The sequence below is a fragment of the Aeromonas sp. sif2416 genome, assembly GCF_019218665.1.
Classification (GTDB): Bacteria; Pseudomonadota; Gammaproteobacteria; order Enterobacterales; family Aeromonadaceae; genus Aeromonas; species Aeromonas encheleia.
The window spans coordinates 224,685-247,857 of the sequence record NZ_JAHUXC010000002.1 but is presented as its reverse complement, the minus strand read 5'-3'; the positions used below and the strand labels follow the sequence as shown (position 1 = coordinate 247,857).

The following is a 23,173-nucleotide window of genomic DNA, read 5'->3' as shown; positions in this document are numbered from 1 at the left end:
TCTCCCATCATGAGTAACTCCGCTCGCCAACAGAGCCTCTGGTACCGACTGCACATCGACCTGCCGTTGCTGCTCGGCCTGCTGGCGCTGATGACCCTCTCCATGGTGGTGCTCTACTCCGCCTCGGGCCAGGATCTCGACTCCATAGTGCGCCAGCTGGTGCGCGGCGGCCTCGCCTTCGGCCTGATGATCGGCCTGGCCCAGCTGCCGCCCTCCCTCTATGCGCGCTGGTCGGTGCCGCTGTTCGTCGTGGTAGTGCTGCTGCTCATCGCTGTGGATGTGTTCGGCCACATCGGCAAGGGGGCCCAGCGCTGGCTGGATCTCGGCTTCATGAAGTTCCAGCCCTCCGAGGTGATGAAGCTCTCCATGCCCATCATGGTGGCCGCCTGGCTCAGCCGGCACTCCCTGCCCCCCAAGTTCAGCCATGTGCTGATCGCCCTGGTGATGGTGCTGCTGCCGACCCTGCTGATCGCGGCCCAGCCCGATCTCGGCACCTCCATCCTGGTGGCGGCCTCCGGCTTCTTCGTCATCTTCCTGGCGGGGATCAGCTGGTGGCTGATCGGCCTGGCGGTGCTGCTCATCGCCGCCTTCATGCCGGTGCTCTGGTTCTTCCTGATGCACGACTATCAGCGCCAGCGGGTGCTGATGCTGCTGGATCCGGAGAAGGATCCCCTCGGCCGTGGCTACCACATCATCCAGTCCAAAATAGCGATCGGCTCCGGCGGCGTGTTCGGCAAAGGCTGGCTGCAGGGCACCCAGTCCCAGCTGGAGTTTCTGCCGGAGCGCCATACCGACTTCATCTTCGCGGTGTTCAGCGAGGAGTTCGGCCTGGTGGGCGTGGCCCTGCTGCTGGTGATCTATCTGTACATCATCAGCCGCTGCCTGTTCATCTCCATGCAGGCCCAGAACAGCTTCGAGCGCCTGCTCGGCGGCGCCCTGACCCTCACCTTCTTCGTCTATGTGTTCGTCAACATGGGCATGGTGAGCGGCATATTGCCGGTGGTGGGGGTGCCCCTGCCGCTGGTGAGCTACGGCGGCACTTCCATGGTGACCCTGATGGCCGGCTTCGGCATCTTGATGTCCATTCAGACCCATAGAAGGCTACTGGCCTGATGAGGTGGATATATTCTGCCTGTCGTGGAGGCCCCCTGCCGCTGGTGAGCTACGGCGGCACCTCCATGGTGACCCTGATGGCCGGCTTCGGCATCTTGATGTCCATTCAGACCCATAGAAGGCTGCTCGCCTGATGAGATGGGGCTGGATGCTCTGCTGCTGGGCGCTGACGACGAGTGCAGCCCCGGAGTCCGAGCGACTGGAGCGGCTGGCAGAGCAGCAAGCCGTGCCGCTGGCCGAGCTGCAGGCCGCCGCCGCCCAGGCGCAGTTGCGCCAGGAGATCCTCGATACCATAGGCCGGCCCTGGGAGGCCAAGCCCTGGCACCGCTACCGCCCGCTGTTCGTGACCGAGGACAGGATCCGCAACGGGGTCGACTTCTGGCAGTGTCACGCCGAGGTGCTGGCGCGGGCCGAGCAGACCTATCGAGTGCCCGCCGCCCTCATCGTCGCCATCATCGGCATCGAGACCTTCTATGGCCGCCAGATGGGCCGCCACTCGGTGCTCGACAGCCTCTACACCCTGGGCTTTCACTACCCAGCGCGCGAGGAGTTCTTCGCCAAGGAGTTTGCCCAGCTGGTGCTGCTGGCCAAAGAGGAGAAGTGGCCGCTCACCCGCCTCAAGGGCTCCTATGCCGGCGCCATGGGCATGGGCCAGTTCATGCCGTCCAGCTACCGCCACTACGCGGTGGACTTTGACGGGGATGGCAAGCGGGATCTGTTTGCCAACCCGGTGGATGCCATCGGCAGCGTGGCCAACTATTTTGCCCAGCATCGCTGGCGCTGGGGGGAGTCGGCCGTCGAACCCGCCTTGATCGGACTGGCTCCAGTAGGTACCCTGCTTCGGCCCGAGCCCGAGCTCAGGCAGCAGTGGGCCGAGCTGGCCGCGGCGGGCATCGAGCTCGCCACCCCGCTGGCACCGGACACGCCGGTCAAACTGCTGGCGTTGGAACAGGCCGACGGACCGGAATACTGGGTCGCGCGCCACAATTTTTATGTGATCACCCGCTATAACCGCAGCCCTCTGTATGCGATGGCGGTGCATCAACTCAGTCAAGCAATCCAGGAAGCGTATGCATTACAGCCACAAACTTCTCCCGCTCAGCCTGAGCTTGTTGCTGGCCGCCTGTAGCAGCCAGCCGGAGCAGCCCCTGCCCCAGGAACCCGCCTCGCAGGAAAAACCGCCGGTGATCGAGATCCCGCAGGCGACCGGCGCCATCCCGCGCCCCGAACCCATGAGCGCCAGCGGCAACCGGGACTACTGGATCGGCAAGCAGAAGTACGAGGTGTGGCGCGACATCAAGAACTATCAAGAAGAAGGCACCGCCAGCTGGCTGGCGCTGGAGCTCGATGGCAACAAGACCGCCAACGGCGACGTGCTGGACAGCAAGCTGTTCAGCGCCGCCCACCGCAACCTGCCGCTGCCAAGCTATGTGCGGGTCACCAACCTGGACAACGGGCTGGAGACCATAGTGCGGGTCAACGATCGCGGCCCGTTCGACAGCGATCGCCTCATCGATCTCTCCCATGCCGCCGCCCAGCAGCTGGGGATGATAGAAGGGGGTGAGGCGCGAGTTCGACTGGATCTCATCAACGACAGGCCGGATCAGATGGTCGAGATGGTGCCCATGACGCCGATGCAGCCCCTGCAGCCGGCGGCGCCCGCCGAGCAGGGCGCCTTCCTGGGAGATCCCCAGCCTGCGGCTCCCTCGGCCACCGCTCAGGCCGAAGCCCCCGCCAAGCCCGCCGCCACGGCGACCAGCACCCTCTCTGCCCCCAAGGCCGCCAGCGGCCAGGGCAAGATGATCCAGGTGCTGGCCAGTGGCTCCCAACCCAGGGCCGAGGCCCTGGGCAAGGTGATGACCCAGCGCTATGGCGTGCCCTACCAGGTGGTGGCGCACGACGCCCTCTTCCGCGTGCTGCTGGGGCCGGTCGCGGCCGATCAGCAGAGCACCTTGCTGGAGCAGATCCGGCAGGGGGGGCTGGAGCAGGCCTTCATCGTCCCCTGATCATCGGCGCCACCATGGCCCGCGCCGTCACGTCGTATCCCGGCGTGACGGCACGGGTTATGGATAAAAACCCGTTCAAGATCGCATGCCGGGCTATGACCGGCGAGCGCATCTGGTATAGTGAAACCCGCTTTTTTTAACTTGGGTACAACCCATCCAGGCTCCAGGAATTCCAAGATGTCCAAATTTGCCCGTTCCGTTATTCTGGCCTCCCTGTTAAGCGCCACCGCTCAGGCCAACCAGCCGGTGCCGACGCCGGACGCCAACCAGCCAGTACCGACCAGAGACGTCCCCCAGGCCGGCCTGCCGACGCCAAACGCCGCCCCCATGGTCGTTCCCGCCGCGCCTGAGATCTCCGCCAAGGCCCATATTCTGATCGACTACTACTCGGGTCAGGTGCTGGCCGAGCAGAACGCCGAAGAGCGTCTGCCGCCCGCCAGTCTGACCAAGATGATGACCTCCTACATCATCGGCCAGGAGCTGCTGAAGGGGAACATCAAGCGCACCGACATGGTGACCATCAGCCAGAACGCCTGGTCCAAGAACTACTCCGACTCCTCCAAGATGTTCATCGAGGTGGGCAAGCAGGTCTCGGTCGATGATCTGAACAAGGGCATCATCATCCAGTCCGGCAACGACGCCTGCGTCGCCATGGCCGAATTCCTGGCCGGCAGCACCGACTCCTTCGCCAGCCTGATGAACTCCTGGTCCGCCAAGCTCGGCATGAACGATAGCCAGTTCAAGAACCCGCACGGTCTGGATGCGGAAGGCCACTACAGTACCGCCCACGACATGGCACGCCTGGGTCAGGCCCTGATCCGCGATCTGCCGGAGGAGTACAAGATCTACTCCCAGAAGTCGTTCGTGTTCAACGGCATCACCCAGCACAACCGCAACCGCCTGCTGTGGGATCAATCCCTGCAAGTGGATGGCATCAAGACCGGCCACGTCAGCCAGGTCGGCTACAACCTGGTCTCCTCCGCCACCAACAACGAAGGCATGCGCCTGATCGCCGTGGTGCTGGGTGCCAGCAGCGAAGGCTCCCGCGCCGCCGAGAGCAAGAAGCTGCTGACCTACGGCTTCCGTTTCTTCCAGAGCCTGACCCCCTACAAGGCCGGCACCGAGCTGGTCACCCAGAAGATCTGGATGGGCGACAAGTCTGAAGTGAAACTCGGCGTCGACAAGGACGTATCCGTGCTGGTCACCCGCGGTCAAGGCAACAACCTGAAAGCCGACTTCCAGCTCGAGAGCGAGCTGAAGGCACCGCTGGCCAAGGGCCAACGGGTCGGTACCGTCTACCTGAAGCAAGGCGACAAGGAGATCAAGCAGGTCCCGCTGGTCGCCCTGGAAGAAGTGCAGGAAGGCGGGCTGATGAGCCGCCTGTGGGATTACCTGGTGATGCTGGTCTCCAGCTGGTTCAAGTAAGCCACAGCGAAAAATAGTGACATGATAGCGGCGCTTATGGCGCCGCTCTGTTATTGGCTGGTTCAACCAGCGAATACCCCTGCAAACTGCAGGTTCCGCCGACTGTCGATTTGTGGTAAAAAGCAGCATCTCCATGTCTTGTCGACCAGCCCGGGCCTTGATCCCGGCGTGGGCCGTGCCCATATTGACTCGTACTGGCGGCCCCGATGGGCCATCGGCCACCAGGCCACACAAGATTAAAGATGAAGTCGTTTCACGACGACGCCAAAAGGTGAGTAAATGAATACCAAGTTTGATGAACTGCTGGAGTTCCCCTGCAAGTTCCCGTTCAAGGTGCTCGGCATTGCCGACCCGACCCTGCCGGACCAGGTGGTGGAAGTGCTGCAGCAGCACGCCCCCGGTACTTACAGTCCCGTTGTCCAACCCAGCTCCAAGGGCAAGTATCACTCGGTTCGAGTGACGGTCACCGCCCAGAGCAAAGAGCACATCGAAGCCATGTACCACGCCCTTGGCAAGATCGAGCTGGTGAAATACGTACTGTAATTTCTCTCTCGCCCCGCCAGGGGCGATTGATTTTGCGTCACCCCCGAGAGCTGACCCATGGTGCCGACTCAAGCGCCAGCCTGTGAGGAAAAGATGTCACCCCAGATCCCCGCTCAGCCACAGCTGCTAGTCAGACAGCTGGGCCGCCGCCCCTACCAGCCGGTATGGGATGCCATGAAGGCCTTCACCGACGGTCGCACCAGCGATACCCCGGATGAGTTCTGGGTGGTGGAGCACGATCCCGTCTACACCCAGGGTCAGGCAGGCAAGGCCGAGCACCTGCTCGCCCCCGGCGACATCCCGGTGGTGCAGAGCGATCGCGGCGGCCAGGTGACCTATCACGGCCCCGGCCAGCTGGTGCTCTATGTGCTGGTGGATGTGCGCCGCAGCAAGCTCTCGGTACGGGAGCTGGTCACCTGTCTGGAGACCGCCATCATCAAGACCCTGGCCAGGAGCGACATCGAAGCCTATGCCAAGGCCGATGCCCCCGGCGTCTACGTGCAGAACGAGCTGGGCATGGAGGCCAAACTGGCCTCGCTGGGCCTGCGCATCCGCAAGGGTTGCTCGTTTCACGGGCTGGCACTGAACATCAACATGGACATGACCCCCTTCCTGCGCATCAATCCGTGCGGCTATGCGGGCATGGCCATGACCCAGACCAGCGCCCTGGGCGGCCCGCAGAGCGTGGCCGAGGCGCAAGCCATTCTGGTGGCCGAACTGGCCAGCCTGATTGGTTATCAGAGCATCAGCCATGTCGACGAAGCCCCATGAGCGAGCCCGTGGCATGCGGCCACGAGGGTATGAAAATGACCCTTGCGGCTATCAACCTGACAATAACAAACACCGAGAGTGAATCATGAGCAAACCCGTTCGTATGGAGCCGGGCGTCAAGCTGCGCGATGGCGACAAGATGGCCCTGATCCCGGTGAAATTCATGCCGGATCCCAACGAGGAAGTGCTGCGCAAGCCGGACTGGATGCGGATCAAGCTGCCGCCGTCGAGCCAGAAGATCGAGCACATCAAGAGCACGCTGCGCAAGAACAAGCTGCACTCGGTCTGTGAGGAAGCCTCCTGCCCCAACCTGGCGGAGTGCTTCAACCACGGTACCGCCACCTTCATGATCATGGGTGCCATCTGTACTCGTCGTTGCCCCTTCTGCGACGTGGCCCACGGCCGCCCGCTGGCGCTGGATCCCGACGAGCCGCACAAGCTGGCGCTCACCATCAAGGAGATGGGGCTGAAATACGTGGTCATCACCTCGGTGGACCGCGACGACCTGCGTGACGGCGGTGCCCAGCACTTCGCCGACTGCATCAAGCAGATCCGCGAGCACAGCCCCCAGACCCGCATCGAGATCCTGACCCCGGACTTCCGTGGCCGGATGGAGCAGGCGCTGGAGGTGTTCCGCGAGACCCCGCCGGACGTGTTCAACCACAACCTGGAAACCGCCCCGCGCATGTACCGCGTCGCCCGCCCCGGCGCCGACTACAAGTGGTCGCTGGAGCTGCTGCGCCGCATCAAGGAGATGCACCCCCATGTGCCGACCAAGTCCGGCGTCATGATGGGTCTGGGCGAGACCAACGAGGAAATCGTGCAGGTGCTCACCGATCTGCGCGAGCACGGCGTCAACATGCTGACCCTGGGCCAGTATCTGCAGCCGAGCCGCCACCACCTGCCGGTGAAGCGCTACGTGCCGCCCGCAGAGTTCGACGAGCTCAAAGACGTCGCCATGGCGCTGGGCTTCTCCCACGCCGCCTGCGGCCCCTTCGTGCGCTCCTCCTACCATGCGGATCTGCAAGCCAAGGGCGAAGAGGTCAAATAACCTCGCAAGGAAGAGAGGCCAGACTGCCTCCCTCCTTCATCAACAAAAGAGCGCCCTGGGGCGCTCTTTTTTATGGGTGCTCTTCGATCACTCCCATTGCCATCAGTCTTGGCCACACTGTTTGCCCTGCTCCCCCTTAGCGGGTTAACGTGACCGCTCATTTTCTCTTTGAGTGATCCGCAGGATGCCGACCCCCCTCGTCCGTTTGCTCCCCATGAGCGAGCAGCACTACCCCGTCTATTGCGCCTACTTCATCGAGGATTACGCGCAAGATCTCGCCAGCAATCATGGTCATGATCTGCCCACCGCCCGCCACAAGGCCGAACAGAGCCTGCACCAGTCCCTGCCCCAGGGGGTTGCCACGCCAAACCACCACCTGCTCTGCATAGTGCCCGCAGGCGGGCCGAGGGCCGATGACGGCGCGCTCGACATAGATACCCAGCCACTCGGCTACCTCTGGCACGCCATCGACACCGCTCAGGGCGAAACCTTTATCTGCGACTTTTACATGACGCCGTCCCGGCGCGGCCTGGGCTATGGCAAGGCCGCCATGGCGGCACTGGAGGCCAGCTTGCAGGCGCTGGGCATCCACCAGATCAAGCTGAGGGTGGCCCATGACAACCCGCGGGCGCTGGCGCTCTATCAGGAGCTGGGCTTCAGCATCACGGGTTACAACATGGTCAGGCATCTGGGCTGACGGCCTGCAAAGTGGCCGTCAGCGGGTGCATGACTCAGAGCGAGATGCCGGAGAAGGACATGAAGCCGAGCGACATCAGGCCGGCCACGATGAAGGTGATGCCTATCCCCCGCAGCCCCTCGGGCACATCCGAATACTTCATCTTCTGGCGCAGGCCGGCGATGGCGACGATGGCCAGCAGCCAGCCCAGCCCGGAACCCGCCCCATACACTACGGATTCGATAAAATCGTAATCCCGTTGGGCCATGAACATCACACCGCCGAAGATGGCGCAGTGCACCGTCAAGAGCGGCAGGTAGATCCCCAGGGCGTGATAGAGCGCCGGGAAGTGCTTGTCGAGCACCATTTCCATCACCTGCACCAGCGCCGCCAGCACCCCGATATAGACGATGAAATCGAGAAAGCCGAGATCGAACTCCCCGAGGAAGGTGCTCTCCGGGCGCAGGATATGGCGGTAGATCAGGTTGTTGAGGGGAATGGCGATCACCATCACCACCAGCACCGTCATGCCGAGGCCGAAGGCGGTGTTGATGTTCTTGGACACGGCCAGGAAGGTACACATGCCGAGAAAGAAGGCCAGGGCCAGGTTTTCGACAAAAATCGAATGAATGAACAGGGTTACATAATATTCCATCGGGCAGGCTCACAGGTTGCGCAGGCAAGGCCCGTCCCGGGCGACCATCATGCCGGTGGGGACGGGATCACAACGCGCGCCGACGCACAGCGGCCATGTGCCGACATCTTGCGATGACTCAGATCAGAGCTATGTGGGGTCGAACGCGCGCTTAACGACAAACCGGGCGCGAGTCGCCGTGGCAGAAGCGAAATTGCAGGTGATGGCAGAGCAGCCGCCGCTGGTGCAGATGGCCGAAGTAGTCGGGCCGCCGCCTGAGGTAGATGAGGGGGAGGAAGAACAGCAGGCCGCAGAGCAGGCCGAGGATGTCGTGCTGGAACCAGGCCAGCAGCATCTGGTAACGCTCAGGGGCGGCGCCACTCTCCAGCCGTCGCCCCTGCTCGACACCGAGCCGCCACTGGCCGCCCGGCAGCAGGCTGACGCTGTCGACGAGGCCGGAGTCAGATGGCTGATGCAGCTGCATCGAGGCAGCCAGCTCGCTCGCTGCCGATTGACCGGATGCACCGACCCCGCCTGCCGCGAACGCGGCAAGCCACAGCAGGCAGGCGACGGCGAGGGCCATCAGCCCTGTCGGTAATCGGCCGAGGGGTGGCAAGAGATCAGCACCTTGAAAAGGCAAATAACGAGATGAGTCGAATATATCATAACTCATGCCATTATTGGGCTTTCGTTGCCATTGGTTAGCTTGGCTTGATGCTTAACACCCTTTTTATCGGTTAATCTGGCATCAAGATATGAGCATACAGAGCGCCAACGGCCACCCTGGGGTGGCCGTTGGCTCGCGTGGCACACGAAGAGACGAGGCTTAGGCGCCGGCGGCTTCCAGATGCTCCACCAGCAGCTGGACGCTGCGGTTGCCGCGCCACTCGTTGACATCGAGCCGATAGACCAGTCTCACCCGCTTCACCGAGGCATCGGGCCAGCGCTTGAGATCGACCCCGAAGGCGATGGCATCCACCGCGCGGCCCGAGTCCGTGGTCAGCATCATCTTGAGGTGCTTCTCCCCCACCAGCCGCTGCTGTACCAGCACGAACTCGCCGTCGAACAGCGGCTCGGGGAAGGCCTGACCCCAGGGGCCGGAGGCGCGGATCAGCTCCGCCAGCTCCAGGCTCAGCTCGTCCGGCAGCAGCTCGCCGTCGGTGAGCAGCACCCCGGTCAGCAGCTCCGGCGTCACCAGCTCGGCGATGACGGCTTCAAACGCCCGGCCGAACGCCTCTATGTTTGCCTTGGGCAGGGTCAGCCCCGCCGCCATGGCGTGACCGCCGAACTTGCCCATCAGACCGGGATGGCGGGTATCGAGCAGCTCCAGCGCATCGCGCAGGTGCACGCCGGGGATGGAGCGCCCGGAGCCCTTGAGCTCGGTGTCGCTGCTCTCGGCGAAGGCGATTACGGGTCTGTAGTACTTCTCCTTGATCTTGGAGGCCACCAGCCCCACCACCCCCTGATGCCACTCGTCTCTGTGCAGCACTATGCCACTTGGCACCTCGCCATCGCGAAAACGGATCTGCTCCAGGGTGGCGAGCGCCTCCTGCTGCATGCCCTGCTCTATCTCCTTGCGCTCCTGATTGAGGCTGTCCATCTCCGCCGCCAGCTGGCGCGCCAGATTGATGTCATCGCACAGCAGGCAGGCGACCCCGAGGGACATGTCATCCAGCCGGCCGACCGCATTGAGCCTGGGGCCCAGCGCGAAGCCGAGATCGGCGGCGCACAAGCGGCGACCGTCGCGGCCCGACACATCCACCAGCGCCTGGATGCCGGGGCGGCAGCGGCCGGCCCGGATCCGCTGCAGCCCCTGATGGACCAGGATGCGGTTGTTGCCATCGAGCGCCACCACGTCGGCGACGGTGCCGAGCGCCACCAGATCCAGGTAATCCGCCACATTGGGGGCGCGAATGCCCTGACGCTCATACCAGCCGGCCTGCCGCAGATGGGTGTTGAGCGCCGCCATCAGGTAGAAGGCGACCCCGACCCCGGCCAGGGACTTGGAGGGGAAGTCGCAGCCACGCTGGTTAGGGTTCACTATCGCATCGGCAACGGGCAGTTCATGACCCGGCAGGTGATGATCGGTGACCAGCACCTGCATGCCGGCGGCCTTGGCGGCGGCCACCCCGGCGATGCTGGAGATGCCGTTATCCACGGTGATCAGGAACTCGGCGCCACGGGCCACCGCCAGCTCGACGATCTCCGGGGTGAGGCCGTAGCCGAACTCGAAGCGGTTGGGCACCAGAAAGTCGATGCTCTTCCCCCCCATGGCCCGCAGCGCCAGCACGCACAGGGCCGAGCTGGTGGCGCCGTCACAGTCGAAGTCGCCGACGATGAGGATGCGCTTCTGGGCAATCAGGGCGGCGGCCAGCAGCGGCACCGCCTGCTCCATGCCAAACAGGCGCTGGGGCGGCAGCAGCTGGCTGGCGCTGCGCTCCAGCAGAGCGGAGTCCAGGACTCCGCGACTGGCGAAGATCTGGCGCAGCAGAGGATGCAGGGTATCGGGCAGGTGAGCGTCATCCACTCGGGGACGACGACGGATTTGCAGGGGCATGAATTCGATCCTGTCTTCTAATACGGTGAGCCGATGGCAAGGCGGTATCATACACGCCCGAGACGAGCGGGTCATAGCGGCAGGGACGGCGAGGAGGCTCGCGCCCCTGCTCAGGAGAGCTGGGGCTCGGACGGCAGAGTGGGAGTGGAGCGCTCCAGCACCCGGTAGAGGGTAAGCCGGGAGATCCCGAGATGACGGGCGGCCTCGGTCACATTGTTGCCACAGAGCACCAGGGCCCGGCGCACGGCCTCGCACTCCGCCTCGGCCCTGACCAGGTTCAGGGGGCGTATGCCTCCCTCTGCCTGCGGCAGGGCCAGCCCCAGATCCTGATGATCGATGCGCTGCCCTTCGCACAGGACCAGCGCCCGCTCCAGCCGGTTCTTGAGCTCCCGCACATTGCCAGGCCAGTGATATTGCAACATCTGGCGCATGGCGCCGGCGGTGAACCCCTGTACCCGCGGATTCAAGATGCCGCCCATCTTGGTCAGAAAATACTGGGCAAGCAGCATGATGTCCTCCCCCCGCTCACGCAAGGGGGGCAGCGTCAGATCCAGCACGCAGAGCCGGTAGAAGAGGTCGCTCCGAAAATGTCCCTGCTCCATCTCCTGATCCAGCACCCTGTTGGTCGCGGCTATCACCCTGATGTCCACCTCGATGGGCCCAGCACCACCGACTCGCACTATGGTGCGCTCTTGCAGGAACCGCAGCAGGTTGACCTGCATCGGCAGGGGGAGATCCCCTATCTCATCGAGAAACAGGATGCCATGGTGCGCCATCTCCACGCAGCCGATGTGACGCCGACAGGCGCCGGTGAAGGCCCCCTTCTCATGACCAAAGAGTTCTGACTGGATCAGGGAGGGCGGAATGGCGCCGCAGTTGATGGCGACGAAGGGGCCATCCGCCCGCAGGGAGTGGCGGTGGATCTGGCGGGCCACCAGCTCCTTGCCCGTGCCGCTCTCCCCTTGCAGGATCACCGACGAGTCGACCTTGGCCAGCCGCTCCACCCGACTCATGATCTGCTGCATGACCGGGCTGGCACCGATCAGCCCCCCCGTCTCCTTGCCATGACGGCAAGGATGGTGAACGCTCCCCCTCAGGCAGGCGATGCCGAACGCGTGTCCCAGCACGGCCAGCAGGCGCTCATCCCCCACCGGCAGGCTGTGATAGTCGAAGCAGTAGTTGAGGAGCAGCTCCTGCATCCTGGGCTGGGCGAGCAGATGAGGGGGGGCAAGCGCCACCCAGACCATGGTGCCGCAGGTCTGGCGAAAGAGCGCCTCCAGCGCCTCGGTGGCGCCTTCATTCAGCAGCACCAGGCCCACCCTGGGCGCATGTTGTGCATAGTGACCGAAGGCTTCCTGCGGCGACGAGGCCGAGCAGAAGCGCCAGCCGAGCGAGGATGCCTGTGACGAAGGGCACCACACCCCACTCGTGTTGACACACAGTAGCGTACGCATCTCCATCTAATACACCTCGCCACGCGGCGGCTGAACAATGTGCAAAGTATTGGATAGATGGCGTACTTACGCCACTCGATGAGACAGGGGGAGAAAGCGAGTCCCTTTGCTTAAAAAATAAAATAAACAAAATAAAATCAAATACATACCTTGAACCGCCAGTGAATTAACCAGCCGCCAAGGCAAGGGACATGACCCACTCTGTTCCATCCCTGAGACAGCGTCAAAAGCCCCCCTTTTGTGCTCAGTCTGCCCCGGCGCCGGGCCGGTATGAAAATCCGCTCCATTCCGCTAACAACCCTCCTGCCTCCGCTCATCCCCTTCCTCTGCTTTTTCCTTACTTTTCAATAAATTGAATTCTTGGAACAAAGCCTGCACCGATGCTGCGCCGAGCCGGCTGCTCAACAGAGCCGGACGACACAGACAACAACAAGCAAGAAGCAAAAGGAATGCAACATGGATACGTTATTTCCCCCTCTCGGGGTTGGGCTGTCGATCTATGCCAGCCTCACCAAAGTGGCCCCCTATCCACGATTTCGCGCACAGGGCATAGGACCGCCCCTCTGCTCATAGTCAAGCCCCTCGGTTCAGGCAGTCGCGGCCGAATGGAATGGAACAAAAAACCAAAGGATAGGAAGAGGAAAATGCTATGAAACCAAGTACGCACAATCGCCTGCTCAGATCGCTGGCGATCCCCTTGCTCGGGGTGGCCTCGCTGGGGGGACTCTCCAGTCTCACCCCGGCCTGGGCCGGTATCTTCCCGGGTCTGGAGCAGGAAAAATGCATGGCTGACGCCTTCGGCGGAAGCCTCAACTGTACGGCCAAAGACATTGAGGTCTCGCAAGTGGTTCCGGTCAATCCGAACCAGGAGTGCGTCAACGGCCAGGTGTTCACCTTCAACGCCAACGTGACCGTCAAAACCAACGCCAGCGTGCGGTATGACACCACCTTCTACCTGCCGAGAACAACCAAGAGCCCGATGGAGCTTCAAGGCGGCGCACCAAACTGCAGCCTGTTGCTGCCCAAGGCGAGTGACGCCGGGGAAAATGGCCAGGTGGCCTATGTGAACCTGGAACCAAAAGTGAAAGCCACCGATTTCCTGGATACCTGTGGCGATATCACCAAGGCCAACGGCACCGACTCGTACACCCTCATGAATCAACCCGTCACCATGCTCTGCCAGCCCAGCCCTACCGATCCCAACAGGGCCCTGTTCACCTACTGTGCGGCCTGGGACCAATCGAAGACCTTGAGTTGCAGTGCGGACACCAACCCTCCCGGCGCTGTGCCCGGCACCAAATCCAAGTGTAACTGCGACAGTTTCGCCATCAACGTGTTCATCAGGCCTGAGCCGGCTGCGATCACCAAGACGGTCACCCCCGCCAGCCTGCCCGAGCCGGGTGGCGTGTTCACCTACAACCTGAGCTTTACCAACTCGAGTGCCGCCTCCCTGTATATCGCCAGCCTGAAGGATGAGATAGACATTGGCGGGGATGGCACCTACGACAAGAGCGTGGACCTCTGGGGATCCATCGAGAGCGTCGGGGCTGCGGACGGCATCTACCTGCTCAGCACCACCTGCGCGAAACCCGCCGCGGGCTCGACGACCAAGGAGGTGTTGCCCAGCGCCACTTACAGTTGCCAGTTCACCCTGCATATCAAGGATCGCAACCTGCCCGACGATCAGAGCCCCGAGAAGTACGTCGACAACATAGTGGCCCTGTTCAAGGACAAGAATGGCGGCACGGTCGGCAGCGGCAGTACCTGCCCGGCTGGCTTCCAGGCGGCGGGTAACAACTGCAGCCCGGCGAAAACGGTCGAGATCACCAACCTCCCGCCGACCATAGCGGTGGAGAAAACGGCCTCCACCGACGAGGTGCTGGAACCGGGAGCCAACGTGACCTACACCGTCAAGGTCACCAACACCTCGGGCGATCATGACGATCCGCTCACCCTGACCAGCCTGATGGACGACAAATTCGGCGATCTGGATGGACAGGGCACCTGCGACCTGGGCAGCGGCGGCGTGGTATTGGCCAAGGCCACTCCATTCGAGTGCAGCTTCACCCAGTTTGTGGGTGGCAACCAAGGCAATGTGCATACCAACGAGGCGACCGCCAAGGCCCTGGACGACGAAGGAGACGAGGCGACGGCGGCTGACAGCGCCACCGTCAACATCAATGACGTGGCGTCGACCATCACGCTGCTAAAAGATGCCTTGCCCGTCAGCGTCCTCGAAACCGGCGATTCCGCCGAGACTCGCACCGTGGCCTATACCTTCACCTTCTCCGTCGATGCCGGCGGCGTGGACAATGTCACCTTCAGTACCCTGGAGGACGACATATTCGGCAGTCTGACCAACCTGTGCATGGTGAATAAGAAGGACGGGGTAGGGATCACGCCCACCACTCTCGTCGGCTTCGTACTCAGCCCGGGGCACAACGCCAGCTGTACCATATCCAAAGAACTGCAGGGGAATGCTGGCGACAGTCACACCAACACGGCCACCATCTCAGGCAAGGATGAGGACGATGTAACAGTGACTGACAGCGACGATGCCACTGTGGCGTTCACCGATGAGGAACCCGACATCACCAGGCTGTTCGCCCTCAAGGCCGCCGGCTTTGTCCGCATCAGCAACAATGGGGTAGACACCCTGACCATCACCGCCTTGACCTTCAAGGGGGTCAATGTGGCGGATGGGAACGGGGTCTCGGGCAGCTTCACCCTCTACGATGAGCCCGGGGTGAGCACCCATGAGGCCGACGCCGATGGCTTCGGACCCTTCTCGCTCTGCACCGCAGGCGGCACTATCCTGCCCGGCGCGCACTATGACTGCGCCTTCATCCTGGAGCTCGAGCCTGGTCTGGCCGATCTTGGCAACATCAACCTGCAGGCGACCAACCCGGATCCGCTGGTGGTCACCTTGAAGGATGACGAAGACAACGAGGTCAAGGCCGAAGTGGAGGTCACCATCCAGACAGTGGAGTAATGAGTTGATAATGGCGACCAGAGTACCGGTCGGTTCGAGGGCGATGGCTGAGCCGTCGCCCTTTTATTGGGTCGGCTGCGTGGGGATGCTCGCCGCACTATGCCCGCTGGACGCCAGTGGTGCACGAGCGCTGAAGACGCCCTGCTACTGTGAGATCAACCATGCTGGCCAAGAATGTTAGCCGAGCGAGTAGCCTATTAGCGCTTATGGAACAACAGGACGAACGGCTGACGATCTCATGAAATGAATACAAACAAAACAAAATCAACCAATTACATAGTTTCACCGCCTCTGCGGCAGCGAACCACGCCAACTGGCGTCATCCTCTGTTCCATCCCTGAGACAGCCTCAACAGACCCCCTTTTGCGCTCAGTCTGCACCGGCGCCAAACGTGCATGAAAATCCGCTTCATTCCGCTAACAACGATCCCGCTTCCCCTCATCCCATCTCAAGCATTTTCATTTTAATTTCAATGGGTTGAAATCTTGGAACGAAGCCTGCACCAATGCAGCGCCGATCCGTCTGCCCAAGAGAGCCGGACGACACGGACAACAACAAGCAAGAGGAATGCAACATGGATACCCGAGCAATGAATCTTTGGCCGCGCTGTTGGCAGCATGGTCTAAAGTTCATGGCCCTGTTGCTGGTGCTCTGTGCACCGGCACTGACCATGGCCGCCACGGCAGAATCGCCGTTCGAACTGGATGCAAATCCGCAGGATAACATCGACACCGGTGCCGTCATGAGCGATGACTGGGACACCCCGCCCGACAGCGGAGGAGCCACCAAGTTCACCGGCATCATCCAGGACACAGCCCCCAGAACCATCTTCGGCGGGGGTGATAAAGACATCCTGGACATCGACAAGTGGAGTTGGAAGGATGGCTCCGTCCCCGACAAGGATGACCTGACCCACGCCTATGCCGCCGCCTACAACGAGAATAGCGATCTGTTGCTCTACTTTGGCGCCGATCGCATCGCCAATGCCGGTGATGCCTTCATGGGCTTCTGGTTCTTCAAACAGAAGGTCACCGCCCTGCCCAACGGCAGTTTCAGCGGTAAACACACAGTGGGGGACACCCTGGTTCTCATCAACTTCCCGCAGGCGAGCAACGCGTTTCCCTACCTGGCCGTGGTGACCTGGGACCCGACCTGTAGCAAGGCCGCCAACAACAGCCCGCAGCCGGGGCAGTGCGCCGCCACCAACCTGCGACTCAGGCTGCAAGGCTCGGGCGCCAACGACGTCGTCTGCGCCAATCAGGGCGGCGCCAACCTCGCCTGCGCCCTGACCAACACGGGCAACGTGCCCGTCCCCGCCAGCACGCTGGCGAATGGTGTCAGCGGCCTGTGGAGCGACTACACCCCCAAGAGTGGCACCAAGGGAACCTTCCCCTTCGAGAGCTTCTTCGAGGGGGGGATCAACCTCAGCCAGATCGTGGGGGGCAGCGACGGCTGCTTCAGCAGCTTCATGGCCGAGACCCGCTCCTCCAGCTCCTTCACCGCGGCACTGAAAGACTTCGTGCTGGATAACTTCGAGCTGTGCAAGGTCGAGATCACCAAAGTCTGTACCAGCGGTGATATCAACAGTGCTGAAACCGGCTTTACCTTCAGCTTCGAGGGCACAGTCACCAACGAAGGCTTTGGCACCATCCATGACGTCGTCGTCACCGACGATAACGGCACCCCGGCCGATACCAGCGATGACTTCGTGGTCGCAAACTTCGATTCAATACCGAAAGGGGGATCGGAGAACTACACCGGCAGCTTTGACTCCGCCGGTAACGGGCCGACCAACGGCATCAGCGTCAAGGCAGCCTCCAGCGATGGTGGCCTGCAGTCGATCACCGATGCCACCACGGCCGCCTGCCCCACCGTCGACAGAGAGCCAGGGATCCGCGTCACCAAGGCCTGCAGCACCAAGGTCGTGGATACGGGTGACCAACTGGTGGTCAGGGTCGAATACAGTGGCCAGGTCTGCAACACCACAGGGGTGGGCGGCGTACCGCCTCTCAGCCTGAACAATGTCACCGTCACCGACGATCCCAGCGGCAATGTGCATAACATAGGCACCCTGGTTGCGGCCGACTGCAAGGACTATTCAGGTTCCTACACGCCCGCCAGCGCTGGCTCGGAGAGCCCGGGCTCCATCGCCTTCAGCGATACCGTGACCGCCACGGGGACAGCACCGCTAGGCTTTGGCAGTGACACAGACTCGGCAACCGCCACCTGTCCGCTCTGCCCGACCTGTCCGGATTGCCCAACCCCTTCACCCTAACGGGAACTAACGAGGTTTAACCACAGGGGCCATGATATATGGCCCCTTTTCATGGCCGCGGCAGGCCGCCGCTCTCCCCTGAGGCTTCGATCTTGACCGGCATCCTGGGCATCTGCTCGAGCCGCCGGATTGCCCCGCCGCCTCCCAGGGAGGGCGCCAGGCCCAGCCAGATCTCCCGGCCAATCCCCCCAGAATCCGCTTAGTTATCGATGAGTTAATAGCGCCAGATGTAAAAAATTCCCATTCATGCAGGTTGCCAATTGGGCCGAGGCCCAGCAAGCTAATCGGGACGACAGGAGACACGACGGCCAGCCCTCTGCTCTCCTGCTGATTTATTATTCAAATCAAAGGAGCGGTAGCGGCCGCTCAGAACCCATTTTTGGAGGGGAACATGAGTCTGATTAAAGAGTTCAAGGCCTTTGCGGCCAGAGGCAACGTCATCGACATGGCGGTCGGTATCATCATAGGTGCCGCCTTCGGCAAGATAGTCTCCTCCTTCGTGGGTGACGTCATCATGCCGCCCATCGGCCTCATCCTGGGTGGCGTGGATTTCAGCGATCTCGCCGTGACCCTGAAGGCCGCCGAAGGCGAGGTGCCCGCCGTGGTCATCGCCTACGGCAAATTCATCCAGACCGTCATCGACTTCCTGATCATCGCCTTCGCCATCTTCATGGGGCTCAAGGCCGTCAACACCCTGCAGAAGAAGCAGGAAGAGGAAGCCCCTGCCCCGGCCGGTCCCACCAAGGATCAGGAGCTGCTGAGCGAGATCCGCGATCTGCTCAAGTCCCAGCAGGGCAAGTAACCGCTCATCCTGCCTTGTGATTGAAAAAGCCGCCCCATGGTCAACATAGGGCGGCTTTTTTATGACGGCGATAACGGGGTGGCCGAGCAGGCATCACGGGCACAAGGAGGCGGCAGTCCGGTTCAGGCGCGGGGATGGTGCTCGCCGTGCAGCGTCTTGAGGCGCTCGTTCGCCACATGGGTGTAGATCTGGGTGGTGGAGAGATCCGCATGACCCAGCAGCATCTGCACCACCCGCAAGTCGGCGCCATGGTTGAGCAGATGGGTGGCGAAGGCGTGGCGCAGGGTGTGGGGGGAGAGCTCCCCGGCGATACCCGCCCGCGTGGCGTAGAGCTTGATGCGGTGCCAGAAGGTCTGACGGGTCATCATCTGCGCCCGCTTGGAGGGGAACACCACATCCGAGCTGGTGCCGCCGAGCAGCAGGGTGCGTGACTCCCGGTAGTAACGCTCCAGCCAGTGGATGGCCTCCTCCCCCATGGGCACCAGCCGCTCCTTGTTGCCCTTGCCCACCACTCGCACCAGCCCCTGGCGCAGGCTGACATGCTCGGCGGTGAGCCCCACCAGCTCGGAGACCCGCAGCCCGGTGGCATAGAGCAGCTCCAGCATCGCCTTGTCTCGCAATTCCAGCGGATCGTCCACCAGGGGCGCCGTGAGCAACGCATCGACCTCGGCCTCGCTCAGATCGGAGGGCAGCTTCTTGGGCAGCTTGGGCCCCTCCAGCAGCACGGTAGGATCGTCGCTGCGCAATTTTTCGCGGTTGAGATACTGGTAGAAGCGGCGCAGGGCCGACAGGAAGCGGGCGGTGCTGCTGGGGGCAAACTGCTGATCCACCCGCCAGGCGAGGTAGTGCTGGATGTCGTCCATGCCGGCCAGCAGCAGGGAGCCGCCCTGCCCGTCCAGCCAGAGCGCAAACTTCTCCAGATCGCTGCGATAGGAGCCGACCGTGTTGTCAGACAGTCCCCGCTCCAGCCAGAGGGCATCGAGGAAGGGTTCGATCAGGGGATGGTCGTGGACGGCGGGGGCTGGCTTGGTCATGGTGCTGAGTCTTGGGCAAACGGAGACTCATTGTAGCGGGCCCGTGCCGGCAGGCACAGGGGAGAGACGAAGAGGGGAGCTTGCCCGGTGAAGGGGGCCGGGCAATCTGCTAAACTGGCCCCCTCCCCTAGGTTACCCAGCACATTGTTGCCCACTGCGATTCAAGAGAAGAGCGATGAAGATAGGTTTGTTTTACGGCTCCACCACCTGCTACACCGAGATGGCTGCCGAGAAGATCCGTGCCCTCATCGGCCCCGAGCTGGTCGATATCCACAACATCAAGGACGTGCCCCTCGCCCGCATGCAGGAGTACGACATCCTGATCCTCGGCATCTCCACCTGGGACTTCGGTGAGCTGCAGGAAGACTGGGAATCCCGCTGGGAAGACATCGCCGACCTCGAACTGGAGGGGCGCATCATAGCCCTGTTTGGCCTCGGCGATCAGCTGGGCTACGGCGAGTGGTATCAGGATGCCCTCGGCCTGTTGCATGATCAGTTGGTGCCCAAGGGGGTCAAGCTGGTGGGTTACTGGCCCAACGAGGGTTATGAGTTCGATGCCTCCAAGGCGCTGATCGACGATGGCCGCCACTTCGTCGGCTTGGCCCTCGATGACGCCAACCAGTACGACCAGACCGAGCCTCGCATCGAGCAGTGGGTCGATCAGATTCTGAGCGAAATCCACGAGCTGCTCTGATCTCGCCTGCCCGGCTCCTCCAGAAGCGAAACGACTATGTCGTCGGCTGGCCTTGGGCGATGCCAGCCAGGATGACCAGATCGAGCCCTGGGTCGATCAGACCTTAAGCGAGCTCCACTAGCTGCTTTCATCTCCCCTGCCGGCGGCCTATATCTGGGCTGCCGGGCGCAGTTATCGAACCGATTACCCCAATCGGTATCATTCAATGACGCTATAGCGACTTTTTTGTGCCGGTCTGCAACAATGACTTCGACCCCAATAACACAATCAGAAGGGTGTCGGAAGCAAACAGGAAACAGACCAGAAAAGGATATTCCATGACCCAGATTTCTCTGCTGGCGTCCACCATTGCCCGCGACGTGCTCGACCACGCGCTGGCGCTGGGCGCCGACTTCGCCGAGCTGTTTGTGGAGCGCAAGCGCCGCAGCCAGCTCAGCCTGCTCTCCAGCCAGATAGAATCCATCAGCGGCGGCCTCGATTTCGGCATAGGCGTACGCCTGTGCTACGGCCACAAGGTGCTCTACGGCTACACCAACCTGGCCGATCGCGATGAGCTGCTGCGCATCGTCACCCTGCTGGCGGCCAAGGACAGGCGCGATCCGGTGGTGACCGCCACCGCCTTCGACTTCAGCCGTCTCACCGACCATCACCCCATCGCCCTGCCGCTGTCGGCGGACAAGCTGCTGGAGCAGAAGATTGCCTATCTGCACACCATGGATGCCGCAGCCCGCGCCGAGAGCAGCAAACTGAGCCAGTTCTCCGCCAATGCGCTGGGCTGGGAGCAGGAGGTGGAGATCTTCAACAGCGAAGGGCTGCAGGTGGCCGATCGTCGCCACTACAACCGTATCACGGCCCAGACCATAGCCATGGAAGGGAGCGAGCAGAGCGTGGGCTATGAGGCCCCCGGCGCCATGATGGGCTGGGAGCATGCCGCCCTCATCGATCCGCGCGAACTGGCCCTCTCCGCCACCCGTCAGGCGCTGGTAAAGCTGGGCGCAGCCCCCTGCCCGAGCGGCAAACTGCCGGTCATCCTAGAGAGCGGCTTTGGCGGCGTCATCTTCCACGAGGCGTGCGGCCACCTGCTGGAGACCACCTCGGTCGCCAAGAAGGCCTCTGTGTTCCACGACAAGATGGGGCAACTCATCGCCAACCCCGTGGTCAACGCGGTGGACGAAGGCTTGCAGGGCAATGCCTGGGGCTCCATCAACGTCGATGACGAGGGGATGGCGACCCAGCACACCCAGCTCATCAAGGACGGCGTGCTGACCGGCTTCCTGGCCGACCGCATGGGGGCACTGAAGACCGGCTATGCCCGCACCGGCTCGGGCCGGCGCGAGTCCTACAAGTTCGCCCCCGCCTCGCGCATGCGCAACACCTATATCGAGGCGGGCAACCACAGCCTCGAGGAGATGCTGGCGACGGTGGAGCACGGCATCTATGCCAGGCGGATGGGCGGCGGCTCGGTGCAACCGGGCACCGGCGAGTTCAACTTCAACGTGCAGGAGGCCTACCTCATCGAGCGCGGCAAGATAACCAAACCGCTCAGGTCGGCGACCCTGATCGGCACAGGCCCTCAGGTGCTCAAAGAGATCTCCATGGTGGGCCGCGATCTCGCCATCTCCGCCGGCATGTGCGGCTCCGTCTCCGGCTCCATTCCCGCCTCGGTGGGCCAGCCACAGCTCAAAGTGGACAATATTCTGGTCGGAGGTAACGCCTGATGAGCCAACTCGATATGAATCATCTGCTCGGCCAGCTGCTCAACAAGGTTGCCGATCTTGGCGCCGAGGCGGACCTCATCGCCAACCAGGACAAGGCCTTCTCCCTCAAGGCCGACAAGGGTGAGCTGGGGGAATACAAGGTCACCAGCAGCCAGCAGCTCGGCATCCGCCTCATCAAGGATGGCCGGGTCGGCATCGCCTACTCGGAATCCCTGGATGAGGTCGCCCTCGATGCCATGTTGCAGGATGCGCTCGACGCCAGCCGTTTCGCCAAGGTCGATGCAGACCAGGCTATCCGGGTGAGCAACAGCCACCTCCACACCGACTGCGCCGAGATCAACCAGCCCGACAGCACCCCGGTGGAGGAGAAGATAGCCCTGACCCTGCGGCTCGAGGCGGACATGCTCGCCTTTCCCGATGTCACCGGCGCCCCCTACAACGGCTTCTTCGAAGGGGAGAGCCGCCTCTGGCTCGCCAACAGCCAGGGCAGCCTCTGCCAGCATCGGGAGTTCAGCGTCGGTTGCCACAGTTCGGCGCTGCTCGAGCGTGATGGCCGCCAGTCCATGCACTATCAGGGGCAGTATGCGCGCCGCTTCGACGAGCTGGACGCGGCTCCCCTCATCGAGCAGATCCATGCCGTGGCCGATGGCCTGCTGCTGGGGGAAGCCGTGCAGAGCGGCCGCTACAGCGCCCTCTTCACCCTCAACTGCCTGGCCAGCCTGTTCGGCTGCTTCCAGGCCGCGCTGTCTGGCAAGTGGGCCCAGCAGGGGATCAACCCCTGGCGCGACAAGGTCGGCCAGGGTGTGGCCTCCCGCTGGCTCACCCTGGAGAGCCGGGTCCATATGCCGGGCGGAATGAAGATCAAGGCCTTCGATGGTGAAGGCGCCCCCACCCGGGATCTGCTGCTGATTGGCGAGGGGGAGCTCAAGACCCTGCTGCACAACAGCGCCACCGCCCACCACTTCGGCCTTCAGAGCAACGGGGCGGCGGCGCGCAGCGCCCGCGGCGCGCTGGACGTGAGCCCACGCCACCTGGTGTTTGGCACAGGTCCCCACAGCGAGGCCGAGGTCAAGGCGGGCGAGTATCTGGAGCTGGTCAAACTCGATGGCCTGCACTCGGGGGCAGATGCGGTGAGCGGCGACTTCTCGTTCGGCGCCTCCGGCTTCCTGTGCCGGGACGGCGTGCGCATCCAGCCGGTGCGTGGCATCACGGTGGCGGGTAACTTCTATCGCCTGCTGGGGGAGCTGGAGGCAGTCGGCGACCGACTGCACCACGACGATGGCAAGGGCTTCTACGCCCCGCTGATCCGCTTCGGTGGGTTGAGCATCGCCGGCAAATGACTATGCCCAGGATGAAGAGGGCTACTACGCGCCTGCGCAGAGCCGCTTCGGCGGTTTGAGCATCGCCGGCAAGTGACTACGTCCAGGA

General features: G+C 62.7%; 20 protein-coding genes. 15 read left to right on the top strand and 5 right to left on the bottom strand.

Translation table 11 applies throughout. The annotated features are described in order from the left end of the window. Positions 1-9: 9 nt before the first annotated feature. From rodA to KW821_RS04445, 9 genes are all read left to right on the top strand, one after another. Entirely contained in the window at positions 10-1,113 is a 1,104-nt protein-coding gene (gene rodA / locus KW821_RS04485) for a rod shape-determining protein RodA (RefSeq protein ID WP_042652759.1), read from the top strand. Next, complete coding sequence (locus KW821_RS04480) at positions 1,113-1,247, top strand: FtsW/RodA/SpoVE family cell cycle protein (protein ID WP_106887594.1); 135 nt, start codon at positions 1,113-1,115, stop codon at positions 1,245-1,247. The genes rodA and KW821_RS04480 overlap by 1 nt, the downstream gene beginning before the upstream one ends. Further along, complete coding sequence (mltB, locus tag KW821_RS04475; protein ID WP_371315811.1) at positions 1,247-2,242, top strand: lytic murein transglycosylase B; 996 nt, start codon at positions 1,247-1,249, stop codon at positions 2,240-2,242. The genes KW821_RS04480 and mltB overlap by 1 nt, the downstream gene beginning before the upstream one ends. Further along, positions 2,184-3,119 carry a septal ring lytic transglycosylase RlpA family protein gene (locus KW821_RS04470; protein WP_218290569.1) on the top strand — a complete coding sequence of 312 codons (936 nt, stop codon included), beginning with the start codon at positions 2,184-2,186 and terminating at the stop codon, positions 3,117-3,119. Before mltB ends, KW821_RS04470 begins: the two co-directional genes overlap by 59 nt. 177 nt (positions 3,120-3,296) lie before the next feature. After that, positions 3,297-4,544, top strand: a complete 1,248-nt coding sequence (locus tag KW821_RS04465) for a serine hydrolase (protein ID WP_042652762.1) — start codon at positions 3,297-3,299, stop codon at positions 4,542-4,544. A gap of 279 nt (positions 4,545-4,823) precedes the next feature. After that, positions 4,824-5,087 (top strand): DUF493 family protein YbeD, encoded by a 264-nt coding sequence (ybeD, locus tag KW821_RS04460; RefSeq protein WP_042652763.1) that lies wholly within the window; start codon positions 4,824-4,826, stop codon positions 5,085-5,087. 93 nt (positions 5,088-5,180) lie between these two features. Then, a complete protein-coding gene (lipB, locus tag KW821_RS04455) occupies positions 5,181-5,858 on the top strand; it encodes a lipoyl(octanoyl) transferase LipB (protein WP_218290568.1) in 678 nt (225 codons plus the stop codon). 85 nt (positions 5,859-5,943) lie between these two features. Beyond that, positions 5,944-6,909: a lipoyl synthase gene (gene lipA / locus KW821_RS04450; RefSeq protein ID WP_042652765.1), complete on the top strand. Its 966-nt coding sequence runs from the start codon at positions 5,944-5,946 to the stop codon at positions 6,907-6,909. Positions 6,910-7,093: 184 nt separating this feature from the next. Next, the gene (locus tag KW821_RS04445; protein ID WP_218290567.1) at positions 7,094-7,606 is read left to right on the top strand and encodes a GNAT family N-acetyltransferase; all 513 of its coding nucleotides are present in this window, start codon (positions 7,094-7,096) and stop codon (positions 7,604-7,606) included. Between the two features lie 34 nt (positions 7,607-7,640). Here the strand turns inward: KW821_RS04445 and nqrE are convergent, their stop codons facing one another. The 4 genes from nqrE to KW821_RS04425 form a co-directional block, all read right to left on the bottom strand. Then, positions 7,641-8,240 (bottom strand): NADH:ubiquinone reductase (Na(+)-transporting) subunit E, encoded by a 600-nt coding sequence (nqrE, locus tag KW821_RS04440; RefSeq protein ID WP_042652767.1) that lies wholly within the window; start codon positions 8,238-8,240, stop codon positions 7,641-7,643. Between the two features lie 151 nt (positions 8,241-8,391). Then, the gene (locus KW821_RS04435; RefSeq protein ID WP_256353322.1) at positions 8,392-8,802 is read right to left on the bottom strand and encodes a hypothetical protein; all 411 of its coding nucleotides are present in this window, start codon (positions 8,800-8,802) and stop codon (positions 8,392-8,394) included. 243 nt (positions 8,803-9,045) lie between these two features. Beyond that, on the bottom strand, positions 9,046-10,776 hold the full coding sequence (gene recJ / locus KW821_RS04430) for a single-stranded-DNA-specific exonuclease RecJ (RefSeq protein ID WP_218290566.1): 1,731 nt from the start codon (positions 10,774-10,776) through the stop codon (positions 9,046-9,048). 110 nt (positions 10,777-10,886) lie between these two features. Beyond that, complete coding sequence (locus tag KW821_RS04425) at positions 10,887-12,230, bottom strand: sigma-54 dependent transcriptional regulator (RefSeq protein WP_232018907.1); 1,344 nt, start codon at positions 12,228-12,230, stop codon at positions 10,887-10,889. Positions 12,231-12,879: 649 nt separating this feature from the next. On the opposite strand from KW821_RS04425, the gene KW821_RS04420 reads away from it, so the two are divergent. From KW821_RS04420 to mscL, 3 genes are all read left to right on the top strand, one after another. Then, on the top strand, positions 12,880-15,222 hold the full coding sequence (locus tag KW821_RS04420; RefSeq protein ID WP_218290565.1) for a hypothetical protein: 2,343 nt from the start codon (positions 12,880-12,882) through the stop codon (positions 15,220-15,222). A gap of 631 nt (positions 15,223-15,853) precedes the next feature. After that, positions 15,854-17,497, top strand: coding sequence for a hypothetical protein (locus tag KW821_RS04415; protein WP_218290564.1), 1,644 nt, complete (start codon positions 15,854-15,856; stop codon positions 17,495-17,497). A gap of 391 nt (positions 17,498-17,888) precedes the next feature. Next, positions 17,889-18,299: a large-conductance mechanosensitive channel protein MscL gene (gene mscL / locus KW821_RS04410; RefSeq protein ID WP_033131098.1), complete on the top strand. Its 411-nt coding sequence runs from the start codon at positions 17,889-17,891 to the stop codon at positions 18,297-18,299. A 122-nt stretch (positions 18,300-18,421) separates the two neighbouring features. Here the strand turns inward: mscL and xerD are convergent, their stop codons facing one another. Then, positions 18,422-19,333, bottom strand: a complete 912-nt coding sequence (xerD, locus tag KW821_RS04405) for a site-specific tyrosine recombinase XerD (protein ID WP_218290563.1) — start codon at positions 19,331-19,333, stop codon at positions 18,422-18,424. Positions 19,334-19,508: 175 nt separating this feature from the next. Between xerD and fldB the strand changes: the two genes are divergently transcribed. The 3 genes from fldB (at position 19,509) to KW821_RS04390 (ending at position 23,085) form a co-directional block, all read left to right on the top strand. Next, a complete protein-coding gene (gene fldB / locus KW821_RS04400) occupies positions 19,509-20,027 on the top strand; it encodes a flavodoxin FldB (RefSeq protein WP_042652773.1) in 519 nt (172 codons plus the stop codon). A 317-nt stretch (positions 20,028-20,344) separates the two neighbouring features. Beyond that, the gene (locus tag KW821_RS04395) at positions 20,345-21,745 is read left to right on the top strand and encodes a TldD/PmbA family protein (RefSeq protein WP_218290562.1); all 1,401 of its coding nucleotides are present in this window, start codon (positions 20,345-20,347) and stop codon (positions 21,743-21,745) included. Beyond that, positions 21,745-23,085: a TldD/PmbA family protein gene (locus KW821_RS04390; protein ID WP_218290561.1), complete on the top strand. Its 1,341-nt coding sequence runs from the start codon at positions 21,745-21,747 to the stop codon at positions 23,083-23,085. Before KW821_RS04395 ends, KW821_RS04390 begins: the two co-directional genes overlap by 1 nt. The last annotated feature ends 88 nt before the right edge of the window (positions 23,086-23,173 follow it).

Excerpts from the sequence above, each read along its gene's own strand:
- fldB (WP_042652773.1), top strand. The coding sequence starts at position 19,509 with ATGAAGATAGGTTTGTTTTACGGCTCCACCACCTGCTACACCGAGATG.
- mscL (WP_033131098.1), top strand. The coding sequence starts at position 17,889 with ATGAGTCTGATTAAAGAGTTCAAGGCCTTTGCGGCCAGAGGCAACGTC.
- KW821_RS04480 (WP_106887594.1), top strand. The coding sequence starts at position 1,113 with ATGAGGTGGATATATTCTGCCTGTCGTGGAGGCCCCCTGCCGCTGGTG.
- lipB (WP_218290568.1), top strand. The coding sequence starts at position 5,181 with ATGTCACCCCAGATCCCCGCTCAGCCACAGCTGCTAGTCAGACAGCTG.
- mltB (WP_371315811.1), top strand. The coding sequence starts at position 1,247 with ATGAGATGGGGCTGGATGCTCTGCTGCTGGGCGCTGACGACGAGTGCA.
- KW821_RS04465 (WP_042652762.1), top strand. The coding sequence starts at position 3,297 with ATGTCCAAATTTGCCCGTTCCGTTATTCTGGCCTCCCTGTTAAGCGCC.
- KW821_RS04415 (WP_218290564.1), top strand. The coding sequence starts at position 15,854 with ATGGCCCTGTTGCTGGTGCTCTGTGCACCGGCACTGACCATGGCCGCC.
- KW821_RS04435 (WP_256353322.1), bottom strand. The coding sequence starts at position 8,802 with ATGGCCCTCGCCGTCGCCTGCCTGCTGTGGCTTGCCGCGTTCGCGGCA.
- recJ (WP_218290566.1), bottom strand. The coding sequence starts at position 10,776 with ATGCCCCTGCAAATCCGTCGTCGTCCCCGAGTGGATGACGCTCACCTG.
- KW821_RS04395 (WP_218290562.1), top strand. The coding sequence starts at position 20,345 with ATGACCCAGATTTCTCTGCTGGCGTCCACCATTGCCCGCGACGTGCTC.
- KW821_RS04420 (WP_218290565.1), top strand. The coding sequence starts at position 12,880 with ATGAAACCAAGTACGCACAATCGCCTGCTCAGATCGCTGGCGATCCCC.
- ybeD (WP_042652763.1), top strand. The coding sequence starts at position 4,824 with ATGAATACCAAGTTTGATGAACTGCTGGAGTTCCCCTGCAAGTTCCCG.
- nqrE (WP_042652767.1), bottom strand. The coding sequence starts at position 8,240 with ATGGAATATTATGTAACCCTGTTCATTCATTCGATTTTTGTCGAAAAC.
- rodA (WP_042652759.1), top strand. The coding sequence starts at position 10 with ATGAGTAACTCCGCTCGCCAACAGAGCCTCTGGTACCGACTGCACATC.
- xerD (WP_218290563.1), bottom strand. The coding sequence starts at position 19,333 with ATGACCAAGCCAGCCCCCGCCGTCCACGACCATCCCCTGATCGAACCC.
- lipA (WP_042652765.1), top strand. The coding sequence starts at position 5,944 with ATGAGCAAACCCGTTCGTATGGAGCCGGGCGTCAAGCTGCGCGATGGC.
- KW821_RS04390 (WP_218290561.1), top strand. The coding sequence starts at position 21,745 with ATGAGCCAACTCGATATGAATCATCTGCTCGGCCAGCTGCTCAACAAG.
- KW821_RS04470 (WP_218290569.1), top strand. The coding sequence starts at position 2,184 with ATGCATTACAGCCACAAACTTCTCCCGCTCAGCCTGAGCTTGTTGCTG.
- KW821_RS04445 (WP_218290567.1), top strand. The coding sequence starts at position 7,094 with ATGCCGACCCCCCTCGTCCGTTTGCTCCCCATGAGCGAGCAGCACTAC.
- KW821_RS04425 (WP_232018907.1), bottom strand. The coding sequence starts at position 12,230 with ATGCGTACGCTACTGTGTGTCAACACGAGTGGGGTGTGGTGCCCTTCG.